22 protein-coding genes are annotated in these 22,231 nt (G+C 47.0%); 7 read left to right on the top strand and 15 right to left on the bottom strand.

Annotated features, from left to right (window positions below; translation table 11 throughout):
• Positions 1-14: 14 nt before the first annotated feature.
• The 7 genes from EOPP23_RS12500 to EOPP23_RS12470 all read right to left on the bottom strand — a co-directional run bounded on the left by EOPP23_RS12500 (position 15) and on the right by EOPP23_RS12470 (position 7,824).
• Positions 15-1,934 carry a DUF3604 domain-containing protein gene (locus EOPP23_RS12500; protein ID WP_153766324.1) on the bottom strand — a complete coding sequence of 640 codons (1,920 nt, stop codon included), beginning with the start codon at positions 1,932-1,934 and terminating at the stop codon, positions 15-17.
• Positions 1,935-2,081: 147 nt separating this feature from the next.
• Entirely contained in the window at positions 2,082-2,939 is an 858-nt protein-coding gene (locus EOPP23_RS12495) for an SDR family NAD(P)-dependent oxidoreductase (RefSeq protein WP_153766323.1), read from the bottom strand.
• A gap of 77 nt (positions 2,940-3,016) precedes the next feature.
• Complete coding sequence (locus EOPP23_RS12490) at positions 3,017-3,601, bottom strand: TetR/AcrR family transcriptional regulator (protein WP_153766322.1); 585 nt, start codon at positions 3,599-3,601, stop codon at positions 3,017-3,019.
• A 69-nt stretch (positions 3,602-3,670) separates the two neighbouring features.
• The gene (locus tag EOPP23_RS12485) at positions 3,671-4,870 is read right to left on the bottom strand and encodes a sulfotransferase (protein WP_153766321.1); all 1,200 of its coding nucleotides are present in this window, start codon (positions 4,868-4,870) and stop codon (positions 3,671-3,673) included.
• A gap of 182 nt (positions 4,871-5,052) precedes the next feature.
• Complete coding sequence (locus EOPP23_RS12480; RefSeq protein ID WP_153766320.1) at positions 5,053-5,946, bottom strand: VOC family protein; 894 nt, start codon at positions 5,944-5,946, stop codon at positions 5,053-5,055.
• A 22-nt stretch (positions 5,947-5,968) separates the two neighbouring features.
• Positions 5,969-6,715: an SDR family NAD(P)-dependent oxidoreductase gene (locus tag EOPP23_RS12475; RefSeq protein WP_153766319.1), complete on the bottom strand. Its 747-nt coding sequence runs from the start codon at positions 6,713-6,715 to the stop codon at positions 5,969-5,971.
• Positions 6,716-7,017: 302 nt separating this feature from the next.
• Positions 7,018-7,824 (bottom strand): SDR family oxidoreductase, encoded by an 807-nt coding sequence (locus tag EOPP23_RS12470; RefSeq protein ID WP_153766318.1) that lies wholly within the window; start codon positions 7,822-7,824, stop codon positions 7,018-7,020.
• A gap of 355 nt (positions 7,825-8,179) precedes the next feature.
• Here EOPP23_RS12470 and EOPP23_RS12465 point away from each other — a divergent pair, with 355 nt between their 5' ends.
• Positions 8,180-9,589 carry a hypothetical protein gene (locus tag EOPP23_RS12465; RefSeq protein WP_153766317.1) on the top strand — a complete coding sequence of 470 codons (1,410 nt, stop codon included), beginning with the start codon at positions 8,180-8,182 and terminating at the stop codon, positions 9,587-9,589.
• A 122-nt stretch (positions 9,590-9,711) separates the two neighbouring features.
• A complete protein-coding gene (locus tag EOPP23_RS12460; protein WP_153766316.1) occupies positions 9,712-10,152 on the top strand; it encodes a hypothetical protein in 441 nt (146 codons plus the stop codon).
• 6 nt (positions 10,153-10,158) lie between these two features.
• Here EOPP23_RS12460 and EOPP23_RS12455 read toward each other — a convergent pair whose 3' ends face one another.
• Entirely contained in the window at positions 10,159-11,079 is a 921-nt protein-coding gene (locus tag EOPP23_RS12455; protein ID WP_228550707.1) for a DMT family transporter, read from the bottom strand.
• Complete coding sequence (locus tag EOPP23_RS12450) at positions 11,076-11,651, bottom strand: TetR/AcrR family transcriptional regulator (RefSeq protein WP_153766315.1); 576 nt, start codon at positions 11,649-11,651, stop codon at positions 11,076-11,078. Before EOPP23_RS12450 ends, EOPP23_RS12455 begins: the two co-directional genes overlap by 4 nt.
• Before the next feature lie 228 nt (positions 11,652-11,879).
• On the opposite strand from EOPP23_RS12450, the gene EOPP23_RS12445 reads away from it, so the two are divergent.
• Positions 11,880-13,049, top strand: a complete 1,170-nt coding sequence (locus EOPP23_RS12445; RefSeq protein WP_153766314.1) for an acyl-CoA dehydrogenase family protein — start codon at positions 11,880-11,882, stop codon at positions 13,047-13,049.
• 66 nt (positions 13,050-13,115) lie between these two features.
• On the opposite strand, the gene EOPP23_RS12440 is transcribed toward EOPP23_RS12445, so the two are convergent.
• Complete coding sequence (locus EOPP23_RS12440; protein ID WP_153766313.1) at positions 13,116-14,213, bottom strand: AraC family transcriptional regulator; 1,098 nt, start codon at positions 14,211-14,213, stop codon at positions 13,116-13,118.
• A 137-nt stretch (positions 14,214-14,350) separates the two neighbouring features.
• Complete coding sequence (gltS, locus tag EOPP23_RS12435; protein WP_153766312.1) at positions 14,351-15,550, bottom strand: sodium/glutamate symporter; 1,200 nt, start codon at positions 15,548-15,550, stop codon at positions 14,351-14,353.
• Positions 15,551-15,691: 141 nt separating this feature from the next.
• Here gltS and EOPP23_RS12430 point away from each other — a divergent pair, with 141 nt between their 5' ends.
• Entirely contained in the window at positions 15,692-15,868 is a 177-nt protein-coding gene (locus tag EOPP23_RS12430) for a hypothetical protein (RefSeq protein WP_153766311.1), read from the top strand.
• 76 nt (positions 15,869-15,944) lie between these two features.
• Here the strand turns inward: EOPP23_RS12430 and EOPP23_RS12425 are convergent, their stop codons facing one another.
• Complete coding sequence (locus EOPP23_RS12425) at positions 15,945-16,742, bottom strand: hypothetical protein (protein ID WP_153766310.1); 798 nt, start codon at positions 16,740-16,742, stop codon at positions 15,945-15,947.
• 362 nt (positions 16,743-17,104) lie between these two features.
• On the opposite strand from EOPP23_RS12425, the gene EOPP23_RS12420 reads away from it, so the two are divergent.
• Positions 17,105-17,671 (top strand): hypothetical protein, encoded by a 567-nt coding sequence (locus EOPP23_RS12420; RefSeq protein ID WP_153766309.1) that lies wholly within the window; start codon positions 17,105-17,107, stop codon positions 17,669-17,671.
• A gap of 243 nt (positions 17,672-17,914) precedes the next feature.
• Here the strand turns inward: EOPP23_RS12420 and EOPP23_RS12415 are convergent, their stop codons facing one another.
• From EOPP23_RS12415 to EOPP23_RS12405, 3 genes are all read right to left on the bottom strand, one after another.
• On the bottom strand, positions 17,915-18,529 hold the full coding sequence (locus EOPP23_RS12415; protein ID WP_153766308.1) for a hypothetical protein: 615 nt from the start codon (positions 18,527-18,529) through the stop codon (positions 17,915-17,917).
• A gap of 22 nt (positions 18,530-18,551) precedes the next feature.
• The gene (locus tag EOPP23_RS12410) at positions 18,552-18,890 is read right to left on the bottom strand and encodes a hypothetical protein (RefSeq protein ID WP_153766307.1); all 339 of its coding nucleotides are present in this window, start codon (positions 18,888-18,890) and stop codon (positions 18,552-18,554) included.
• Between the two features lie 520 nt (positions 18,891-19,410).
• Positions 19,411-19,992 (bottom strand): Fe-Mn family superoxide dismutase, encoded by a 582-nt coding sequence (locus EOPP23_RS12405; protein ID WP_194842594.1) that lies wholly within the window; start codon positions 19,990-19,992, stop codon positions 19,411-19,413.
• 269 nt (positions 19,993-20,261) lie between these two features.
• Between EOPP23_RS12405 and EOPP23_RS12400 the strand changes: the two genes are divergently transcribed.
• Together EOPP23_RS12400 and EOPP23_RS12395 are read left to right on the top strand one after the other, a co-directional pair.
• Positions 20,262-21,122 (top strand): hypothetical protein, encoded by an 861-nt coding sequence (locus tag EOPP23_RS12400; RefSeq protein ID WP_153766305.1) that lies wholly within the window; start codon positions 20,262-20,264, stop codon positions 21,120-21,122.
• Positions 21,123-21,260: 138 nt separating this feature from the next.
• Entirely contained in the window at positions 21,261-22,220 is a 960-nt protein-coding gene (locus EOPP23_RS12395; RefSeq protein ID WP_153766304.1) for a hypothetical protein, read from the top strand.
• The last annotated feature ends 11 nt before the right edge of the window (positions 22,221-22,231 follow it).

Here is a 22,231-nt window from a genome sequence, read left to right as displayed (position 1 = left end):
AATATCAGAGTGTATTACTCGGTCCGATACCAGATCGGAGAAGACCAGGCTCTTTCCTGCACAGTCTTCTTCATGTCAGGGTTGCAGCACTCAGCCTGTTCATCATTCAAATCATCAGGATTACTGCAATCAACTTTCTGTTGATTACAGATGTGGGTAGACCATCTGCAGCTTGGGTTTTCCAGAACACGAGCGTAGTAATAAGCGGACTGTTCAGCCTTGAACTCAGGGTCTTTCCAGACTGAGCATAAAGAAGCTGCACCGGAACCTGTTGGTTCGCAGCTGTTCAGATTTACGCCTGCACCATTGTTTTTGTTACCTGCGACATCGAAGACTTTACTCTGCATTGTGCCTTCAGCATCAACCCAGCCTTTAATGACTTGTAACCTTTGCAGATCAACGCCTTTCTGGTTGATTGTGCCCGGATCTTTCAGGGCAGAAACCGCAAATCGAGGCGCTGAGTTTGAGTTCTCAGGCTTCTTCAGGTCTGCCCCCATAGGTACGCCAGCAGTGTATCCCTGATCGATAAAATCAGGTTGTGTACACAGGTTTTCATCGTAATCCCAGCCACCAAAGAAACGAACATTAATTCTTGGGCCACTGGTTGCGTAAGCTTCACGTCGTTGCATGGCGGCAAACAGGGATTCACGGGTATTTTCTTCTGCATACAGCACCGCCAGGCCACCCGGGTTGAATTCCCATTCATCTGGCAGGCCCTCTGCATCTGCTGCGGATGCGGCGTTACCGGCACCACCATGTCCGGGAAAGTTCTTTTCAGAAACCCCACCTGCGAGGGATTTATGGGTATCTGTGCTGCCAATAAAGCCAAACTTGAAAGGGTTTACTCCCAGTTTTTGCTCCTGTGATAAACCTTCTATCAACACATCTCGAACAAAACCGGCATCCGGCTTGATAGGCTTAGCCATGGATTCAAAGGTATTGCCGGCAAAGTTATCCCAGGGGAGTTGCTCAAAATCGCAGAGTTCATCGGTCGTGTTCAGGCCGCCATAGCACTCGGAAGCGCCTTTATGCTGAATGATCTCGACCAGGGTTTCGTATTTCTGTCTGCGCCGGGCATCTTCAGCTGTTATGTTCGAACCGTCCTTGCTGGTCGTCTGAAACATCATGCCAAGGCTGATATTGGAGTTATGAGGAATAACCACGGCATCACAGCCTTCGCCACCATTGCTGCAGTCATCTTCAAGGTGATGCCAGAGTTTGTCTGCAGAGGGAGCATCAATAAATGATTTTGGCAGAGTGGGTACCTTGCTGTTTTTAAAAACAACATTACGGTGAAGGTTGCCAACCCCTTCGTCAATATTGGCCATACCGCTCCATTCATAGGCGACAAAGCTGGTGAAATTACACTCATTGCTTTTGTCGTATGACTGTTCTGCCGCGGCAATATTCTTCTGCCAGGGTGACAGTGCTGCCTTCAGGCAATTTTTGCCATCATCGCCACAGGCTCCGGTGCGCTTTTTTTCAGAAGCTCTTGATGTAATCCACAGGCCTCCCCAGCGAGGAATATAACGATAGGCCATACAGGCCGTGGACCAGTAACCATCCACTCCTGGCGTACTGCAAATCTGTAACTCGCCCAACGTTTCAGCATGATCCGTAACGGCTGCGAAATCCAGAGGACGGTCAATAGTTGCCCAGTTCAATGGTTTGTTATTTTCACCATAAGGAGGGATGGAAATAGCTTTGCCTTTGGCGTAATTATAAGCGTCCTCTGGTCCGGTCAGAGTTCCCTGCATGGCGGCATCTAGTGACAGTGCCGTATGGATATGCAGGTCACCAAAAAAGGCCTGACGGTGTTTTTGGTAATTATTGCAATGAGGTGTTTTTTCTGAGGTTGGAGTTTGAGCCTGAGTCAATAATGGCAAGAGCAAAACAGTTATAATGATAAAAATACGGGAGAGTCTGAAAGCCATATCCTTACTCGGGATGTTTGTGATCAGGGTAGAGAGTCGGCAGTGTATCTTTCAAAGGCCAAGGATGGCCTGCTAGCGAATTCAGACCATGGAATGGTCTGTTGAGCGGAAAGATACACTACCGGCGGACATGAAATCAGAGCGATATTAGACTGCAGCTGTTTCAGGCTTTTTCTTCTTCTCTGGTCTCCAGTCCGGATGCAGCTGCTTCTTCAGAGCGGTGCGCTGGGCAGAGCAGAGAGTACCGTGGAACTCTTCAGCGGCTTCATCGCTGGTGGCCAGCCAGGCAATTACCTTGGCGGGAACAGTTACCGGAGCACCGCCGTATTGACGGGCGTAAGACTCATCCATACCTTTCTCTTTCATAAACTCGGTAAAGATAAAGCCCGGCTCGCAGTTGAATACCTTGATGTTGTCTTCTTTCAGCTCAACCTTCAGCATGGGTACCAGACGTTCAATCGCAGCCTTGGAAGCGGCATAAGCAAAACTCCAGCCGCCATTGTTTACGGGCAGAACCGGAGTCTTGGTGGCGGATTCAGACACCATATTGATGATACGGCCACCACGGCCATTCTCTCTCATATGAGCAACTGCGTTCTGGGTTAGAATCAATGGTGAGATAACATTGCCACGGAACAGTGTTTCGGCGTTGTCCTGAGTCAGGTCTTCAACCAGATCGGTTGTGCCACCCCCCTGATAAACCGCGTTATTGACCAGCACATCGACACGACCCCACTGTTCAATCACCTGATTCCAGGCATTATTGATGGAATCAAAGCTGGTCAGGTCCATAGGCACCAGCAGCACTTCGCGGCCGAGAGCCTTGATTTCAGCAGCGGTTTCTTCCAGAGAGCCTGGTACAGGAATGGAGTGGTGACTGTCGCCAGCCTTTACAGTACGGGCGCTGATAATGATATCAAAGCCGGCTTCAGCCAGAGCCATGGCTGCGGCTTTACCGATACCACGGCTGGAGCCGGTAACAAATGCGGTTTTATTGCTATGCATGGTTCAACCTCGTTGCACATCTTTTGTTTTTATTCGGTCGATGTTCGTCTCGGTTCCTGAACCATGCTGGGCAGTGGTCAGGAACGGGAGATCATATCGAACCAGAGTTGTTCAACCTGTTTCGGGGTGGTTTTGCTGGTGCTGTCCAGCCCCGCCAGACCAATCAACATGGGTTTGAAAATATGCCAGCCAAGCCCGAGGGCGTAGCTGGAGGCAAGCAGAACTTCAGGATCAATCCTGTTATACAGTTTTCCTTCCTGCTGGCTCTGCCTGATCTTTTCAATGATCTGCTGGATATAAGGGCTTTGAATGCCTTCAAAGAAATCCCCTTCGTTTTCCAGCGAGAGATGAGCAAAAATTCTAAAGACTTCCGGCTGGGTGCGAATAGTCAAAACGGACTTATATAGCATCTGCTCGCCGGAATCTTCGCCATCCAGCTGAATCGATTCCATCCGGTCAAAGAGGCTGGAAACAACAGCAGAAACCAGGCCGTCCTTATTTTCAAAATGTCGGTAAATAAAGACTGAGTTGACGTTGGCTTGTTTGGCAATGTCACGAATAGTAACGGCCTTGATGCCTCGCTCGGAAAACAGTTTTATACCGGCTTCGACCAGAGCCCTTTTTACTTCTTCTTTTCCCAGCGGTTTAATTGCAGTATTCAAGGTGAGCCCTGTTGGTGGTGTAGTCCAAGTAAACCGATTGTAAGTTTACTTGGACTGATTTACGAGGAATCAGGCAGGCTGGGCTTCAGCTTGTTCAGTGGCCTCTTTAGCCTGAGCATCGTCGGAAGTAATTTCCGGTTTAACCCAGTCGTATTTCTGATAAAACTCATCCAAAGCTGTATAGATACGCTCCGGATCCATACCAAACTCTTCCATGCTATAAGAATGCTTGGTCGCATGTTTCTTGTTCTTCTTCTGGCGTTCTTCCAGAGTGGCAGAATATTCGGCACTTATAGGGAAGCCAAAGCGGTCATAGATAGCTTCAACGGTTGTTTTAGGTGAACTGACCAGGTCACGATAATCCACCACCATTGAAGGCACCTGCGGGTTCTCTTTCAATACCTGATTGGGGCGCAGGTAACAGTCGTAAGAGATATCCTCGATGATCTTCAAGGAGGTCTGATAATCATCTGGCTGCCATTTGTTGCCCTTATAGTTGTACTTCATCAACTTCAGGTTGCTGGGCACACATTCAACCGGATCACGCATCATCACAACCACCTGAGCATCAGGAAAGGTTTCGATAATGCTGGCAACACGACCTGAGTAAACCGGGTTTTTGGACAGATGGGTTTTATCCGCACCGTTCAGATAAAGCTGACGACGCACACACTCTTTATAGTGGCGCATAACCCGCTTGCGGCGTTTTGGGTTCTGACGATCCAGGTCGAACATATTAAGAATGTCCATCATCGGCGCCTGTAGCTGCCAGTAAGCAGCGTAGAAGCAGGAAGACATCACGAAGTCATCTTCTTCCGGCACCCAGAGACCCATATTATGGATATGGCGAATCTTGCCGAACATCTTCTCGTCCCAGGCTTCCAGCTTCTTGAAGAAATAACTGCCCAGCAGCTTACGATCCAGTACACCAAACCAGCGAATCAGTTTCTTCTGCAGCAGGGAAGGAAAGAACATTTCCCAGTACAGGAAATAACTGAAACGGTCTTCATCATAAGCCATCAGACGTTGAATCAGCGTGGTACCACTGCGGGCATGCCCGACAATAAATACCGGCTTTTCAATTTTGGTAAACCAGAGTTTTGGAAATAGAATTTTATCCAAAAAGAAAAATACCGAATGGAAAAGATACGTCAGTGGCACAATCACCATTAGACGGAGTAACAGTTTTCTACGACCAGGCCATTGTTTCTGACCCCAGATCCGTCGAATCATCATGAAGTAATATTCGACGTTAAAATACATAAACATAATCAGTTACCTTGAGCAAAATTGTTTCTGCTCTTCAATCCCTGCCTGTTTAGACAGACTTCAGGGAAGAGGCTTGATCGTTTTACCAGAGGCCATGGATGGCCGGTTAGCGAATCGGTGCAGGAAAGCACCGTTGAGCGGGTAAAATGATCAAGCCTCTGGACACACTAGCCAGAAAACAATCAGCGACGAACCTGCAGAGAGTTATTCCCTCCCAGCCATTCATACAGAGCAAACGCCTCACCGGTCTCCAGCCATTCACCTTCATAGCTTGGCAGCAAGGCTTCAGAAACAGGAGCAACAGACGTACTGACATGAACAATCCCGTGCTCACCGCGTCTTCTGTGCAGTGAATAAGGGTCGGTTCCTTCCGGAGTCGCTTCGATCAGCTCAATTTCCATGGCCCCGGCAAAAGCAATACAGCGCTTCAGCTTTACTTCCCTGTCACCACTCTTGAGCGTCTGAGCTTCAGCTTTCACATCAACCCAGTCAAAACACTGGCTGTAAAATGCCAGAGTCTCTTCCATATTGCCTGTGACAACCGTTGCTCGATCCACCTTCAACACATGCTTTTCAGAGCCGGCTCCGCCTGCTTTAACGGCGTTAGCCTGATCGACAATACTGTTGGCAGACTGCTCAGGTTGAAGCAGCTCAAACATGCCCTGTCCGGTAGGGATATTCATAAAAGCAAAGCGAACACCGGGAAACTCATCCCTAGCGTCCTCTTCACCGCCTAGAGAAGTGATGTAATCAATCGCTGCATCACGGTCAGGAGTTTGAACGCCAAAGTGTTGAATACCGGTGCCGTATTTCTCTTCATAGAGGGCAATGGTGTCCTTTCCTTCACGAACATGGACGTATTCAATCTGAACATTGCCGCCTGAGCCCAGAGCAACATCCACATGTTTGAAGCCAGTCCAGTCCTTGTATTTCGCATTCTCTACCGGAGCAGAAAAAGTATGGAAAGGGCCCCAGCCAAAATGCTCTTCCGAGAAGCGGACAGCCTCCTCCACATTGTTGACGATAAAACAGACCTGCACTGGCGCCAGAGGCACCTTTTGTACTGATTCAGCCATTGTTATTCCCCCTGACTAGGCCTTAGCTGGTGTGAACGCCACCGTTAACGGTGATGGTCTGACCTGTTACCCATTTGGCTGCATCAGAAGACAGATAATCAACCGCGCCAGCAACATCTTCAGGCTCACCCAGTGCACGGGCAGGAATAATCTTGATCAGCGGCTCGGCAAATTCAGCAGGAACATTGTTCATCAGGCCAAGAGAAATAACGTTGGCGGTTACGCCGTACTTGCCTACTTCCTTGGCAACGTGACGCATCAGGTGAGCACCACCGGCTTTAGCTGCACCATAAACGGATACATTGATATCCAGACCTACACGGCCTGCTTCGGAAGAGATAGTGATAACACGACCCCAGCCACGATCGCACATACCAGGCAGAACCGCCTTGGTGCAGTTCAGAACACCGAAGAAGTTGACGCTGATGTAACGATCCCAGTTTTCAACCGGCATGTCCTTGAATTCCAGCTGCACGGTTTCCTGAGTACCGCCATTACCAGCATTGTTAACCAGAATATCGATGCCGCCAGTCAGAGGTTCCAGTTCTTTAACGGCTGCTTCCACCTGGTCAAGCTTGCTTACGTCAAAAGCAAAGGCCAGAGCGTCACCTCCTTCAGCACGAATACTTTCAGCAGCTGCTTCAGCCTTGGCAGGATCGATATCGTTGATAACAACCTGAATGCCCTGTTTGGCCAGTGAGCGGGCTACGCCCAGACCCATACCCTGACCGGAACCGGAAACCAGTGCTGTACGTTTTTCATTGCTCATAATTTTCCCCTTTTTATTGTTATTGTCAGACTGTCGTCTTATCTGCTTCTAGGAGCCTGTCGGACTTAGCCGACCGTAGCGAGAAAAAGTCCGGTTTGAGACAGTTTTTATGATTATTTGAGGCGAATAGCGAGCTATTCAACGAAAAGGATCATAAAAAATGGCCAAATCCGGCTTTTTCGCAGTAGGTCAGTGGTAAGTCCGACAGGCTCCTGGTGTCTAGACATACATAACTGAAGATTAAGTTGTCATTTCCCCGCCGCTGGCGGAGAGATGACTTATGAATTCATGCGTCTTAGTGCTTATACAGTTTCAAGCTGCTGAGTAAACATCTTCTTCATGTAGGTGCCATTCTGAACAATGGCTTCGCCCAGAGGCATGGCGCGAGTTTTGTTGATATGGTCACGGGTCATGGGCTGAGTCATGCAGGCAGGCTCTTTACCCAGCGATTTCAGGGATTCTTCAACGCACTCTTCAACGGTTTGCAAGCCAAACTCTTCCAGAACGTCCGGATTCATGGCCATAAAACCTTCGGTGGCTGTCTGATCCGGTTTGATAACCAATACATCAACGCCATGATCTTTCATCTCAAACCAGATGGATTGAGTAAGAGTGGAGACACAAGCCTTGGTGGCCGAGTAAAGGGCAAAGTAAGGCATGGCGACTTCACCGGTCAGCGAAGAAACATTGATCAGGGCACCTTTGCCCTTTTGCTTCATCAGCTGACCGAAGTGACGACTCATTTTGGTGGTCAGCACAACATTGACGTTTATGCACTTCTCAATGCTGCTCATCTTGAATTCGACAAACTCACCAGGGAAGCTGAAGGCGACATTGTTCACCAGAACGTCAATATGAACATCGCTGACAAACTCAGCGATTTGATCAAAAGCTTCCGGTTTGGTGCAGTCCAGAGCCAGAGTTCTTACCTCTACTCCATACTGGTCACGCAGTTGCTGAGCTGATTCGTTTAGAATTTCTTCACGACGGGCCACTAAAGCAACGTTGAGGCCATCAGCAGCACAGCGCTCGGCAAAACCGTAACCAATTCCCTGTGAACCACCGGTTACCAGAGCCCACTGTCCGTATTCTGAAAGTTTCTTTGTCATTTTTATTATCCGTTTTCAAAACAGCCCAAGGCACTCGCATACATCAACTGCCTTAACTTGCGACTTATGTAATCACATGTTTACAACGGTTGTAAACATGTGATTACATAAATAACACTTCAAAACTAACAACAAGCAAATCCATTGTTATGGAGTTGTTCGGGTGATGAGTCGGTCAGTTGACCATAGTTGTATGTTGAACGAAGGGAGGAGCAGATATTGATTTGTCAGAGGCCAGGAAGGCCGGCTAGCGAATCGGTGCAGGAAAGCACCGTTGAGCGGACAAACCAATATCTGCTCCGGACTGGATGAGTATCGCTAAAACAACTGGACCGATCTAATAAGGAGAATAATAATGATCGATCACCGTACACCGGCAGAGCTTGCTCAATCCGAGCAGGACAAAAAAGATCTCAGGGAAGCCTGGGACTATATGATTGACCAGGTGCAACTGGCTCGCAATGCCATTGATGACCCTAAATATTTTGGTCCAACCTCCACTTCCCGTAACCTGGCAGAAGGCTATCGCTACCTGTCCGGTTATCTGCATCACGGTGTAGAGCGCGCTTTCCACTGTGACCCAAGCTTTCCGGCTTTCCGCAACGGCCTTTCCACCTTTAACAAAGCCACTATCGAAAACGCCGACGCTATTTATTTCTATGCCCAGATCGATGGCCGTCAGCGCTATTTGATCAAAGGCAAAGCCAAAGATTTCCGTCACTGGAAAGGTGAAGAGCGTGCTACGGATGTTAAAAAAGCGCCGCAATACCTGATCTTTGAAACCTGTGACGGCCCGATGTCAGGCGACACTGGTAAAATGTCGGAACTGGTGCCAGGTTTCCGTACTGGTTTCGGTCGCATGGATGGAACCGATCTGGAAATCAGTGAAGACGGTGATATCGAACTGCTGCTGGCTCCGGAAAAACCGGAAGGTTACACCGGCAACTTTATCTGCACCAAAAAAGGCCCACGCAGAGATAATCCAGGCGGTGACGACCGTTATGCCACCTTCGTTAGCGGACGACAGTTGTTCTATGATTGGGAAAACGAAGAAACCATTCCACTGACCATTACCCCGCTGGATAACCTGGGTGGTCACCCTGACCCTTACAACCCGGAGCGAGCCATTAAAGAGCTGCGCAAAATGGGTGATGTGGTGAAAGGTCAGATGCACTTCTGGCTGGAGTTCTACGACAAAGTACTGAACGTATTTGATAACTACGATCATGAAAGCCAGTACTTTATGCCAGTGAATGCTTACAACCAGCCAAACGCTGCTTCCACCGATACCGGTGGTGGCATGAGCACTAACATCTATGCTGGTGGTTTGTTTGATCTGGAAGAAGATCAGGCGCTTTACATCGAAGCGGAGTTCCAGGGTGAACCTCAATACACCAGCTTCCATCTGGGAACACCCTGGGGTGAATCTCCGGATTATGCCAACAGCCAGTCCAGCCTGAACCTTGTGCAGATGTATATGACTCCAGGCTCTAACGTTCAGCGCTGGGTGGTCAGTCATAAAGATCCGGGTGTGAAGAACTGGCTGGATACGACTGGTTTGCGTCAGGGTTATCTGTCCCACCGCTGGGCCTATTCCGAGCTGCCACCAAAGGATTCATGGCCGACAATTTCTGCCAAGCTGATCAAGCTGGATGAGGTGCAAGGTCATTTCCCTGAAGATATGCCGATTCTGACACCGGAAGAGCGCGCGAAGGATATTGCTGCTCGTCAGGAGCATGTTCAGAAGCGTTATCGTGTATTCTGATTGATTGCTCTTTTTTAGCTCAACAGGAGCGCTGGTTTTTACCGGCGCTTTTTTGTTTACGGCACTGAGCAACTGTCATAAATTGTCATTAGTAAAATAACTTCGCAGGAACAGCGAACCTAATGATCATGCCAGACTATGAAACGATTGATGCCATTGCTGATGCTTATAACCCGTTATTAGCGTTACTGGTTTTGATTTTGTTGGCCATGGCCGTGAAACAAGGTCAGAGAGAGCTTACAAAGAAGCAGGCTGTCAGTTTGTGTCTGGCTATGGCGACTGTGTATGGCCTCTATTTTCTTGATGCCGGTTTCAGCTTATGGCCTTCGGCGGGTCTTGATTACAGTTCTCATACTGCTTTTGCTCTGGTGCTAGTCCTTCATCTTATGGTCTATTTTCGAAAGTTTACCGGACTACTGGTCGGCACCTTTCTAATCGACCTTCTACTGATGAAATATCAGGAATATCACACTTGGGAAGATATGCTGACCACAGCGGCCGTCGTTACTGCGCTCTACCTGCCAATGTTGTTTTACTGCAGACTTGGAAAGTCAATAAAGTAAAAATTGTTATTCTTCTGAAGCAACTTTAGGCGTACGAGTCAGAAAGTACAGGCAGATAAAAATTAACAGGATGCCAGTCAGCCCTGAGCTCGTCAGTTCTTCGCCTACCAGAAAAACAGCAAGGACCGTTGCGACTACCGGTTCCGTTAACGTCAGAGTTGTAGCCAGACTGGCTTTGACGTAGGCAAGCCCGAAGCCAAAGCAAATATACCCCAGTCCCATTGGAACCATAGCCATGTAGATGCCTACCAATAGGTTTCCAGAGGATGCCAGCAGTGGCGCACCTGTGTAATAAAGAACAGGCATCAGCAAAAGACCTCCGAGACCAAACATGGAGCCCATAGCCGCACCGGATGAAGCGCCAGATGTGATCAGCCTATGTGCCGCCCATGAGTAGAATGCGTAGGTCAATGCTGCAATAAGCCCGCAAAGAATGCCCAGTAAATTGGCGGTATTGCTGCCATCCACCATAACGGAGGAAGACTCTGAGCTTGCTAACAGTGCGATGCCTGCGAGCCCGGTTGTCATGCCAATCATCCACGTTTTTGTGAAATGAAAATGCCCTGTCATTTTCTCCAGTAACGCTGAGAAAAGAGGGGCAGCGCCAATAGATACAACGGTGCCTATTGCTACGCCTGATAAATGTATGGATGAATAAAATGCCAGCGGGTAAACAGCGATACCTAAAGCACCGAGACATAAAAGCGTAAGATGATTCTGCAGAGTGATTCTCGCTTGCTGAATTTTCCTCATCGCCAGCAGCGCCTGAAGCAAGCCGCCAAATCCCATGGCAGCAGCACCAATGGCAACAGGGCTGACTTCAGGAGCGAAGGTTGCTGCTGTTCCCGTTGTTCCCCAGAGCAGTGATGCAGTCAGGATTGCTGTGATGCCTGACAACTGTTGCTTGTTTCGAGTATCCATACTCATTTTATGGCACCCTCAAGCAGAGAGTCTGCAAGTTGCCTGGCTTGGACAACTTTGTCACTGCTGGCCTCCAGACCGGCGAGCATAATGGAACCTTCTAAAAGAAAAGACAGGTGTGTGACCAGAGAGTTCAGGTCAAAGTTACTGTTGTGTTCAGTCAGGTATTCCTGACAATGCTTCTCCAGCAATGTTTGCACTTCCTGTTTATGAAGGCGAACGGATTTCCGTTCAGGTGCATCTACAGGCATCTCGGCTGCTGCGTTCAGTAATCCACAGCCTCGAAATCCTCTCTCGTAATGACTCTCGGCATGGTCCTGGTAGGCATCAAAAATAGCGAGCACTTTAGCTTTGCTGGACTCGGCTTTTTTCAGACGCAGTTCAAACAGCTGTAACCACTCCTGATGTCGCTCTTCGATATAAGCTGCAACCAGCTCAGACTTTGAAGAAAAATTGTTATAGAGCGACATTTTTGCCACGCTGGCTTTTGTAATAATCGTATCTATGCCAGTGGCCGTAATACCCTGCTCATAGAACAGCTGCCCTGCGGCGTTCAGAAGTTTGTCTCTTGCTTTCATGATTTATAATTCTTGTAGAAACTATACAGGTCAGTCTATCTAAAAATATCAGTTCGTCAAGGTGACGAGATTGAGTGATAGGGAATTGCTGATTTTGTGTATCTGCCTTGGCACTGTTTTGCCATTGAGAGGCTAGCCCTCAGCCTGTAATTTTTTCACTGTCGAAAAGAATCATAAATCCAGCGATTTGTCGGCATTTAACGGCATATAGGCTGAGGAACACGACTCATGTTTATTGAAAACACAAAAGAACAACTACAGCTTCGTCAGGAATTGCGGGACTATTTTGCCAGCATCCTGACTGATGAGATTCGCGAAGCCTGTCATGGTCATGAAGCCAGTGAGACGTTCCGTGAAGTCGTCAAACAGATGGGCAGAGATGGCTGGTTGGCTGTCGGCTGGCCTAAAGAATATGGTGGTCAGGGCCGTTCCAGCAGCGAACAGCTGATCTTCTTTGAAGAAGCTGAGCTGGCTAATGCACCACTGCCGTTTGTGACCCTGAATACTGTGGGTCCAGCCATTATGGCTTACGGTTCTGAGCAGCATAAAAAAGAAATTCTGCCAAAGATTGCTGCTGGTGAAATGCACTTTGCCATTGGTTATACCGAGCCAGGTGCGGGTACTGACCTCGCTTCACTGACAACCTCTGCTATCCGTGACGGTGATGATTTCATTATCAACGGTACCAAGATCTTTACCTCCAGTGCAGAAGGTGCTGACTATATCTGGCTGGCAGCTCGAACAGATAAAGACGCCAAGCATGGCGGTATTACCATGTTTATGGTGGATACAAAGCTGGAAGGTTTCTCTCTGGCGCCTATCTATACAGTGGGTAGTGTTCGTACGAACATGACTTACTACGAGAATGTGCGTGTACCGGCTTCCATGGTTGTCGGTGAAGTGAACGGTGGCTGGAAACTGATTACGTCCCAGCTGAACCATGAGCGCATCGGTCTGGCTGCTTTTGGTATCAATGCTTCTGGTCACCTGCAGAAGGTTCTTAATTGGGCCAGGGAAGAGCAGGAAGGCGGAAGTCGTGTAATTGATGAGCCTTGGGTTCAAAGTGCACTGGCTGAAGCTTACTGCCTGTTGGAAGCTATGAAAGTTGAAAATGCCCGTATGGCATCGGCTCTGGAGAAAGATGAGCTGAACCCGGGTTTTGCATCTGCCATCAAGGTGTACAGCACTGAAACCATGATTCAGGTCTATCGTCTGTTGCTTGATGTTATGGGACCCGCTGGTCTGGTTCGTCGTGGCAGTAAAGCGGCGTTGATTCAGGGAGAAGTCGAAGAGTTCTACCGTAAGGTAACGATCAATACCTTTGGTGGTGGTGTGAATGAAGTACAACGTGAGCTGGTGGGTATGTTTGGTCTAGGGATGAAGCGGGGCGCTCGCTAAACCAGTCAGAAGCCACTATCGATCCCATTCGGTAGTGGCTGATTTTACTGTTTGTCGTCGGTCTATTCAGGCCAGTTCAACCTGCTCTTCATACTCATCGCTGACCGCATTACGTTTTCTGAATTCGCCTGGTGTAATTCCTGTCCATTTTTTGAAAGAACGGTGGAAAGCACTGGGCTCATCGAATCCCATCTGATGTGCAACGGCGTTGATACTCATTTCTGATCTTGTCAGGTAATCAATAGCTGCATCACGACGGCAGTCGTCTTTAACCCGTTGGTAGGAAGTGCCTTCTTTTTCCAGTCGACGTCTCAGTGTTCGGGAAGAAATGTTCAGCTTTTCTGCCACTTCATCAAAGCCTGGAATTTTACGGGTAAAGTTATTACCGATCAGGCTGCGGATTTTCTTAATAATACTTTCATCTTCATTAACAATAGAAAACAGCCCGTAGGGCGCTGTTTTCAGAAAATCATGAAGCGACTCTTCAGTATGCACCAGCGGTGTATCCAGAAAATGAGCCTTGATGGTGAAGGAATATTCCGCCTGATTGAAATTGATAGGGCAGTCAAAGTAAGAGCGGTAACCACTGTTACTGAGAATCTCTGAACCCATCACATTGACTTCATGCACGGGAATATAAGTACCAATCAGCCAGCTGCAGAAACGGTGTTGCAGTGACAGGTAATTGATAATACTGAGCTGATTCTGCAGGTTCATGGAGTCATCAGATTCTACCTCGAGACCTGAGTACATTAAGGTTGCGTACTCGCCATCTTCAGAAACCTTGTAGCGTCTGTCCTTATTGAATTCCAGACCCTTTGCTTCATAGAGAATGGCGTAGAAATCAATACTGCGATCCAGCGCAATTCTCAGGCTCGGGCTGTGAATAATGGCGTAACAGAACATGCGGAACGTGCCCATGGGCAGTCTGATTCGTCCTGTACCAAAACTTTCATCCTGAAGTAGCTTGGCAACATGATTATAGAGTTTGCTGAAATCCTGAACTGTCAGTTCCTGTTCGGGCAGCTCACTGTCCGATAATTCCATCGGGTTAAAAGGCAAACAGAGTGTTTGCACTACGGGCTCTATGTCATGCCCATGCTCACGGGAAATTTTTAGCAGCAGACGTGCGTATTTAGCGGGTACTGAAGGCTCTTTTTTCATTGTTATTCGTCCTGATCAACAGACTCTACCGCATGGCTGAGGTCATACCTGATGGGGTGCTAGACGGTTTTAGTTATGGGCATGATATTGGAATTAAGCCGCGTGTTACAACTACGTTTTGACTAGATGATATTTTCTTAAGGATGAAACATGGGAAGCCAAAGAAAAGCCTGAAGGATGACTGCATTTAACGTATCGGTGAAAACAGAGCCCAGTAACGGGACAATCAGAAAGGCTTTAGGTGAGGGCCCGTACTTGTGAGTTAGAGTACTGATATTTGCCAGACCGACAGGGGTAGCGCCAAGCCCGAGGCCAATAAAGCCGGAAGATATCAAGCTGGCATCGTAATCACTGCCTGCAGCCCTGAACACGACTGTGTAGGCAAAGATACATATGAAGATGGATTGCACCATAACAATAATGAAGGCAGGTAAGGCGGCATCAGCCAGTTGAATGATGTTAAGCGACATCAGGCTCATGGTGATAAACATCTCCAGGCAGGTGTCGCCGAAGAGGTTGATAAACTGCTCATTGAACTTGTTATGGAAAAGGTCTGAAAGGTTGACGATAACAATTGCCAGCAGGAGTACCAGAAGATAGTCCGGCATGACAATATCATGCTGCCTTAAATGTTGATTAATCCATTTTCCGACAGTGATACAAAAGCAGATAACCAGAATAACCTTCAGGAACTGTTGCATACAGAGTGAGACCTGACGGGTTTCAAAAGTTTCTGGTGTTGAGCCAATATTAAGGTCAGCCTGAGTATGGTCAAGTTGATTATCATCAATGAGCTTGCGGGCAACCGGGCCACCCAGCAGGCCACCCATTATCAAGCCCATGGTTGCAGCGACCAGTCCGAACTGGGTAGCATCCGAATAGCCCTGAGACTCCAGAAAACTGCCCCAGCTTATAGCGGTGCCATGACCACCTGCCATAGAAATACTGCCAGCCAGCAAACCATGAACAGGAGTATCGCCAATAGCAAGAGTAGTTAAAATGCCAACGCCGTTTTGCAAAATCAAAAATAGGAAAATAACGACAAAAAATACTGACAGAGTTTTACTGCCAGCAATAAGCAAACGTATTCTGACGTTTAACCCGACAGTGCAGAAAAAAATCAACAACAAATGATCTCTGAGTTCAAAGTCCCAGCTGATATCCAGTACGGTGTAGTGCTGACACAAACTCAGTAATATACTGGCGATAATCCCGCCTGTGACAGGTGCGGGGATATGATACTGGTTAAGAATGGATACTCGGGAAGTGACCCAGCGACCCAGTTGATAGGCAACAATAGCAGCCAGTAACAAGGAAAAACCGGACACTGATACCATGTGATAAACCTGTTATTGTGACACTAAAAGCATAGCAGTGGGATTCATGGGTAACGAGGCTAATAACAGTTTCCATGGTGGATGTTTAGGTTTCAGAGCTGTGTCGAGAATGTTCTTGATCCTGAGTGATGAGAGGTAGTTATGTCGGAAGAAACAGGTATAGATCTGAAAGAGCTTATGGCCATGGATCTGGGTAGTGAGCAGGATATTGAACTGCAAAAAGCCATGATTGAAGAAGTGGAGAGACTGAGAAAGGAAGGTAAGTCTGATGTTGAGGCTATTCGACTGGTGTTTGAAAATAATAAACTGCTGCACTGAGTTTTATAAAAATGCCAGCATTGAGGCTGGCATTTGATGTAGAAAAAAAATAGCGATCTTGATTGGCTGATTATTCTTATTTATTACGGGTTCCAACTACAGGTTCGAATTCGAATCGTAATCGAGAAGTATTTGCCCAGCTACCCAAAAATGATTCATAGCGTTGTACTGCACCTGTCATTAATACCACATCATTGTCTGTTGAGGAGGAATTATAAAAAAGTTTCAGGTGACCTTTTGATGGCGTAGAAAAACTTGTTTCATTTGCATTAATAAAAGCAGTGTCAACAAACCATTCAAATCTTTCTTTTTCTTCATTGCATACTAAATCGTTCGAATATATTTCAATATACTTGGTTATTTTGGCCAATTTCATAGAGTACTTGTAACGGCCACTTCTTTCGAAATAGTCCTGTTCAGATTCTCTGGCTTCTTTATTGCTGTAAATAACAAGACCTGTTTCACCTGACCATTTAGCTTCAGGTTGTGGTCGCATGAGAATTTTTTTGATATCGACGAGCTTTATAGTGGGCACTGTATCGTACTCATCCAACCGTACGTGAACACGTACAATAAACATTACCACTTCTTCCTGCGCGTTAAGGGAATAACGTGAGGCAGTGTAAATGCCAACTCCCATATCTGATGGCGTGCAGGCACTGTATGACTGTGCTGGAGAGAAGCTTTTGACTATTTCTGGTGGAGCGAAGTGTGAGAAGTCGACCTGATATTCTGATTTTTTCTGGTAGACCCCAGGGTAGCCACTGCTTTTCAATCCGTCGGAAATACTTTCAGGAAAGCCGGCATCTGTATCAGCCTGAGCAAGAAAGGTTATTCCTGTGAAGAGCAGAAAAATGATTGTTAAAAGCTGCATGTCTATGGCCTCCCTGCCTTATATGCAATGTTTTTATAATCGTAGCAGCCGTTCAGAGGGCTTTATTCAGGCATGGACTTACGTAAAGGCAGAAAGCCGCTGTAGTGGTATACGGGCCGCTGTATAAGGCTTTATGCCGTATTTCTGAACTTTAGAAGTGTCTGATGAACGGTATCGAATAAACGCTGGAAAAGTCACTGATGGCCGCTGAGGGGTATTTAAGTTACTGGATTGTAGGTGTATTCAGTAAATGGTATCGCAGAGTTCGTGCAGTAAGTAAAATCAGTTTATTTTAAAGAAGGCCTGAAGCCCTGCCCATCATCACAAATAAATGTCACAGCAATCGGTTTATGGAGTAGCCAGTGAAAGATATTTTCGAATTGGAAAAGCACACAGCGATTGATTCCACTGAATCATACATTGTGTCATACCCCCACCTCATTCGTTTTACAAAGAGCGTTGAAGAGTTTTGTCCAACTGAAGTCATCGCACTCAGTCATATGGTGTATGGCTGGATGCCGACCATTCTGAGTCTGCGCATTTCTGAAGGCAGTGAAAATCTTGATGAAATAGCTTGTATTCTGCAGCATGCCAGAGAAATGGGGAGTTTAAATCACGATGACCTAGCCAAGCTTAAAGCACTAATCAATAACTCAATAGTTGGTGCTTCAAAATTACTGCACTTTGTTGCTCCTGAGCACTTCCCGATTTGGGACTCCAGAGTTTACCGCTTCTGTCATGAAAACGAACCTTACCCGTACCGGGTGAATTCTGTAGATCAATATCAGTCTTACATGAATCAGCTGGATGTGTTGATGAAAGATTCCCGTCTTCCGGCATTTCATGCCAGAGTTAATGAGAAGCTCGGCTACGAGGTTTCACCAGTTCGAGCTATTGAACTGGTGATGTTTCTGAATTCAGAGAGTTAGCCTGTATTAGTTCTGACTTAATCTGACGTATGTTTTCTAAAAATGAACAGGCTCAGGTTCACAGGGGGGCAAATAAATACGCTCCCCTTTCTCATTGTACAGCTCTACTTCATCCTCAAAGCTGTCTGGTATCTCCCCTCTATTCTTGAAAGCGACACTGGCAGATATGAGGGCAGGCTGGTTCAAACATGATCCATGTCATTATTCACAGGTGTTGTTTGTTTCATAGTCTGTCGCGCGTCCTTAACTCTGTACCGCCATCAATTTCAACCGCACGGCCTCCAGAATATCAGCCAACTCATTAATATTCTTGCAGTCAGCGTAATTCCCGTAGTCGCCTTCTGCTACCGGAAAGGTACCGCTGTCTTCGTCATAAACGACACAGACACCAACCCCATCGGCAAAGTCCATCGCCATAAAGAACCCCATCAGTAACCCACGGTCGGATAATCCTCCTGTGAGTTCACCATTATCGTCCCTGCCACAGAGAATTTTACCGTATTCCACTTCCTCAAAGTTGACCTCCAGCTCTCTGGCCCAGATATGACGTTCTATCTCATCCACCAGATCTGCTTCAGGAGTAACCAGTTTAATGGGCAACTGAAAATAATGAGCGATTAAGGCTTGCAGGTGGGCGACGATTTCCGATCTGGACAATACCTGCCTAAAGTCAATAAAAGGTGTCTTGGCCATCAGCCGCCGTTCTTCTTCCGGGCTGAGATCGTCTTTATCATTGAATGGAAGAATAGGAATGGACGGTGTAACTCTGACGTACATCTGTTGATCGTCGTGAGTATTCATCTTGAACTGATCGATATTGACCATAGGGTTGTGTGTATCTGGTGAAGATTCGTTCATTTCATGCCCCACTGTGTTGATTTTACTGATATACGCCAAAGCTGTAATCGCCGGTCTCGCCACAGATATATTCCTGAATCAGCCAGCCAAGAGAAACACCCTCAACGATTGGGACTGACTCAAGTTCGGGGTAAGCCAGAATAAACTGTTCAAGAATAACCTTCTGCAGCTGTTCAGAGGGAGAGCCAGACTTGCTGTTTGTCCAGGATTTCAGGTTTTGGTAGCAGGCTGCTACCAGTTCGAGTTCGTTTAAAATGCGACTGCAAACAAATTCATCATGGAGTTCAGCACTGCCATTATTGAGGGGTGTCATATCATTCAATAGCTTCTGCATTTCGTGGGCTGTGGTTGTTTGCGGCAATTTAAGGTCTCCTTCTGGTAAAGTCAGCACAGGTTTTCTGCTTCAGATCATAATGATCCCGGACCTCATCTTTGGTTGTGATCAGTAAAGGTCAAATTGATGCTACAGAAGCAAAATCGGTGTCGAGCCTGTTCTTTAAAAGCCAGCTGACTGATATATCTCAAGTCGTTTCAGAAGACAATACAGAAACAAAACACTATCAGTTAAAACCGAGGAAGAACTATCAGTATGTAATTGAACCAGCCAGATTGCCTCGAATAAGGAATGCTTTTAAGAGGAATGGAGAGAAAATTATCCGCTCTGTTGCTCGAAGTTTGATGTTTTATAAGTGCCCGAACGATACGGTATTGCTGAATGGTATCAAAAAACGACTTTTGTCAGTTATGCAGAAAGGTACTAATATTTTTTAGAATGAAGTGCTAAGAGAAGAAAAATCAGAGTGTGAGGCAAACCAGGTATAAAAAATGCCGGAGTATAAGTCCGGCATTCTTACGACAATATAATTCTATATCGTCAAATCTTACGCAGCGTAATTAGATTCTGCAAAAGACCAGTTCGCCAGCGCCCAGAAACCTTTCAGGTAGTCAGGACGAACATTGCGGTAGTCGATGTAGTAAGCGTGTTCCCACAAGTCACAGGTCAGCAGAGGAGTCTGGTCAGTGGTCAGTGGAGTAGCAGCGTTGCTGGTGTTAACGATTTCTACGGAACCGTCAGCGTTCTTAACCAGCCAGGTCCAGGAAGAACCAAAGTTGTTAACTGCTTTGTCGTTGAACGCAGCTACGAACTCTTCGAAAGAACCGAAAGCCTTGTTGATAGCATCAGCCAGAGCACCGGAAGGCTGACCGCCAGCGTTAGGAGCCAGACTGTTCCAGTAGAAAGTGTGGTTCCAGATCTGGGCAGCGTTGTTGAAAATGCCACCTTCAGAAGTCTTAACGATCTCTTCCAGGCTCTTGTTAGCCAGTTCTGTACCTTCAACCAGGCCATTCAGCTTCACAACGTAAGTGTTGTGGTGCTTGCCATAGTGGAAGTTCAGAGTTTCTTCGGAAATGTGTGGAGCCAGAGCGTCACGGGCGTATGGCAGAGCAGGCAGTTCAAAAGCCATGTTGTGGTTCTCCATTGAGGGAAGGTTCTATTTTTGACCTTAGATATCTCGCGCGGCGATATTAACATTGGTGTTAATACGAATCCATTGGTCGGTATATTTGGGGGTAGAAAAGGAATTTTCAAGGAAAAACATGATCTGGGTCATGAAAAAAACTAATCATTAGATAGGTGGTCGCTATGACTTAAAGCAACTGTGATCTCTTGAGACTATAAACTTATGCCAACAGCGCCTAAAATGGCACGAAAGATTTTCAGGCAGAGAAATCCATGAAAAAAGAGGACAAGCCCATTAACGAGATACCGGACTTCTCCATTTCCGCGGATGAGCGTCCCAACCGACGCAAAACGACTGGAACAACCGTCAAACGTCCCAGCCCCCAGCCACCCGTGAATAAACAAAATAAGCCATCAAGTGGCGGTGGTAACGGCTTTGGCTGGATTCTATTGATCCTTGTCCTGGTGCTTGCTGGTGGTGGTGTCTGGCAGTTCAAAATTATGCAGCAGGAGCTTGCGGCGACCCGTGCCGCTCTGACACAGACACAGAATAAGCTGAGCAGTGTGACGGGTGAGGTCACAGCAACAGGGCAGACAATTGATCAGAGTGGTTCGGCACTGCGTTCTGAGTTGAAAGTTGTGAACTCGGAGATTCGCAAACTCTGGGATGTGTCCAATAAGCGAAACCGTCAGTGGATTCTGATCAACAAGGATAATGTAGTTAAAGCCCTCAAACAGTCTGAGCAGGCAGACAAGGCTGCGGATAAGGCTGCAGAGCAAGCTGAGAAAGCGGGTAAAGCTGCAGGCAAAGTTTCCAGTGAGCTGGCAAACCTGAAAAAAGGCACCAGGGAGATGGAGCAACTGATGAAATCCATCAGTACAGAGCAACTGGCATCCCGAGGTGAAATGACCGTCACCATTGAAAGCTACAACAACCAGCTGGAAACCATGAAGTCACTGCTATCTGCTCAGAAAAAGCAACTGACGTCGTTCGAGCAGCAGGTTAAGGAGCAGGAACAGGCTACGAAATCGGTAGATGCTTTCCGTCGACAGGTGAATAAAAAGCTGCAACAGTTGGAAGCCAGTGTCAGGGATTTGACTCAACCTCCGCAAAAAGGTCTCGGGCTTCAGTAACCTGACTTGAAAGCTCTGATGCAGGCCGGACGTTGAGCTGTCCGGTTTGCACAAACAACCTTCTATTCCCCGTTGCTCCGATGTCAGCCAGTCCGGAACTACATTAACAACAATAACCAGCCCCGGGTGCCTGTGATCATGATTGGTCTGAGCAAATACAGGAAAATAAGCCAGCTTCTAATTATCAGCGGATTGCTGACATCCTGTTCTGTCATGGATTTTTACCAGTCAGACATTATAAAGGTCAGTCCTGAACAATCTGAACCCTTGAAGGCATCAGAAGCCTCCAAGGTATTAGAGAATGGTTGGGTTTATCGGGAAAACATCCTTGTCAGCAGTGATGATTCAGGTCTTCTGGTTGATTTAGGGCTGGAACAGGTGACCCTTGTTGCCAGTTGTCAGTTACAGCCTGAAGCTAAACAGTGGCTGGATACAGCTGAGAGGGGCCTGTTATTACCTGTCATGGAGTTTGCTGCTGATTTTACCTTTGCTCCTGATCTGGGAAAGAGCGCCAGACTTTATAAAACCCTTGATCAGCATATTCGTCTCAGCAGTGCATCAGACAGTCTTCGTTTCTACAACACCCTGCTTTCCAGTATTGAGCATAACTGCCCGAAAAACATGAACCGAGAAATGGACAGTTGCCAGTTTCGTAAGTGGATGTCGTTTACCGGGTTTTCTGATAACGATCGAGTCTATGACAGCAGTCGTATAGAACGCTGGCTGAAAAAACACGCGGATGTTGATTATCTGATAATGGCAACAGCTGAGTTATATAACGCCAAAGCCATGCTGAACAGTCGCTACTCAGCTCGCTCAAGAGTACTTACTGATAAGAAATTGAGGGTAAGAGAAAAAACGGTCAGACCTTTTCTCGGGAAAGTTCGTTATGACTGGGTTCAGTTTAATGAGAGCAGTGAACCCTTGTTTAAAAGCTATGGCTTCTGTGAAATCCACTGGCCTCAGTCGCAGTCACTCAGAACTGTTAATGGCAGAGATTGGCAGACAGTTGCACAGTTTGAATCCATTGCTGACTTTATGTTTCCGCACTTTATTAATTTCATGGACAACGCGGGAAGAGAAATGCAGCTGCGGTAATACCCTGGCAG

This window comes from Endozoicomonas sp. OPT23 (assembly GCF_009653635.1).
Taxonomy (GTDB): domain Bacteria; phylum Pseudomonadota; class Gammaproteobacteria; order Pseudomonadales; family Endozoicomonadaceae; genus Endozoicomonas_A.
Note: the sequence above shows the minus strand (reverse complement) of the source record. Positions and strands in the feature narration are given on the sequence as shown.

Coding starts and splice junctions, on each gene's coding strand:
- EOPP23_RS12460 (WP_153766316.1), top strand. CDS start 9,712: ATGATCATGCCAGACTATGAAACGATTGATGCCATTGCTGATGCTTAT.
- EOPP23_RS12455 (WP_228550707.1), bottom strand. CDS start 11,079: ATGAGTATGGATACTCGAAACAAGCAACAGTTGTCAGGCATCACAGCA.
- EOPP23_RS12465 (WP_153766317.1), top strand. CDS start 8,180: ATGATCGATCACCGTACACCGGCAGAGCTTGCTCAATCCGAGCAGGAC.
- EOPP23_RS12405 (WP_194842594.1), bottom strand. CDS start 19,992: ATGGCTTTTGAACTGCCTGCTCTGCCATACGCCCGTGACGCTCTGGCT.
- EOPP23_RS12395 (WP_153766304.1), top strand. CDS start 21,261: ATGATTGGTCTGAGCAAATACAGGAAAATAAGCCAGCTTCTAATTATC.
- EOPP23_RS12430 (WP_153766311.1), top strand. CDS start 15,692: ATGTCGGAAGAAACAGGTATAGATCTGAAAGAGCTTATGGCCATGGAT.
- EOPP23_RS12495 (WP_153766323.1), bottom strand. CDS start 2,939: ATGCATAGCAATAAAACCGCATTTGTTACCGGCTCCAGCCGTGGTATC.
- EOPP23_RS12485 (WP_153766321.1), bottom strand. CDS start 4,870: ATGTTTATGTATTTTAACGTCGAATATTACTTCATGATGATTCGACGG.
- EOPP23_RS12415 (WP_153766308.1), bottom strand. CDS start 18,529: ATGAACGAATCTTCACCAGATACACACAACCCTATGGTCAATATCGAT.
- EOPP23_RS12500 (WP_153766324.1), bottom strand. CDS start 1,934: ATGGCTTTCAGACTCTCCCGTATTTTTATCATTATAACTGTTTTGCTC.
- EOPP23_RS12440 (WP_153766313.1), bottom strand. CDS start 14,213: ATGAAAAAAGAGCCTTCAGTACCCGCTAAATACGCACGTCTGCTGCTA.
- EOPP23_RS12450 (WP_153766315.1), bottom strand. CDS start 11,651: ATGAAAGCAAGAGACAAACTTCTGAACGCCGCAGGGCAGCTGTTCTAT.
- EOPP23_RS12400 (WP_153766305.1), top strand. CDS start 20,262: ATGAAAAAAGAGGACAAGCCCATTAACGAGATACCGGACTTCTCCATT.
- EOPP23_RS12470 (WP_153766318.1), bottom strand. CDS start 7,824: ATGACAAAGAAACTTTCAGAATACGGACAGTGGGCTCTGGTAACCGGT.
- EOPP23_RS12475 (WP_153766319.1), bottom strand. CDS start 6,715: ATGAGCAATGAAAAACGTACAGCACTGGTTTCCGGTTCCGGTCAGGGT.
- EOPP23_RS12480 (WP_153766320.1), bottom strand. CDS start 5,946: ATGGCTGAATCAGTACAAAAGGTGCCTCTGGCGCCAGTGCAGGTCTGT.
- EOPP23_RS12425 (WP_153766310.1), bottom strand. CDS start 16,742: ATGCAGCTTTTAACAATCATTTTTCTGCTCTTCACAGGAATAACCTTT.
- gltS (WP_153766312.1), bottom strand. CDS start 15,550: ATGGTATCAGTGTCCGGTTTTTCCTTGTTACTGGCTGCTATTGTTGCC.
- EOPP23_RS12445 (WP_153766314.1), top strand. CDS start 11,880: ATGTTTATTGAAAACACAAAAGAACAACTACAGCTTCGTCAGGAATTG.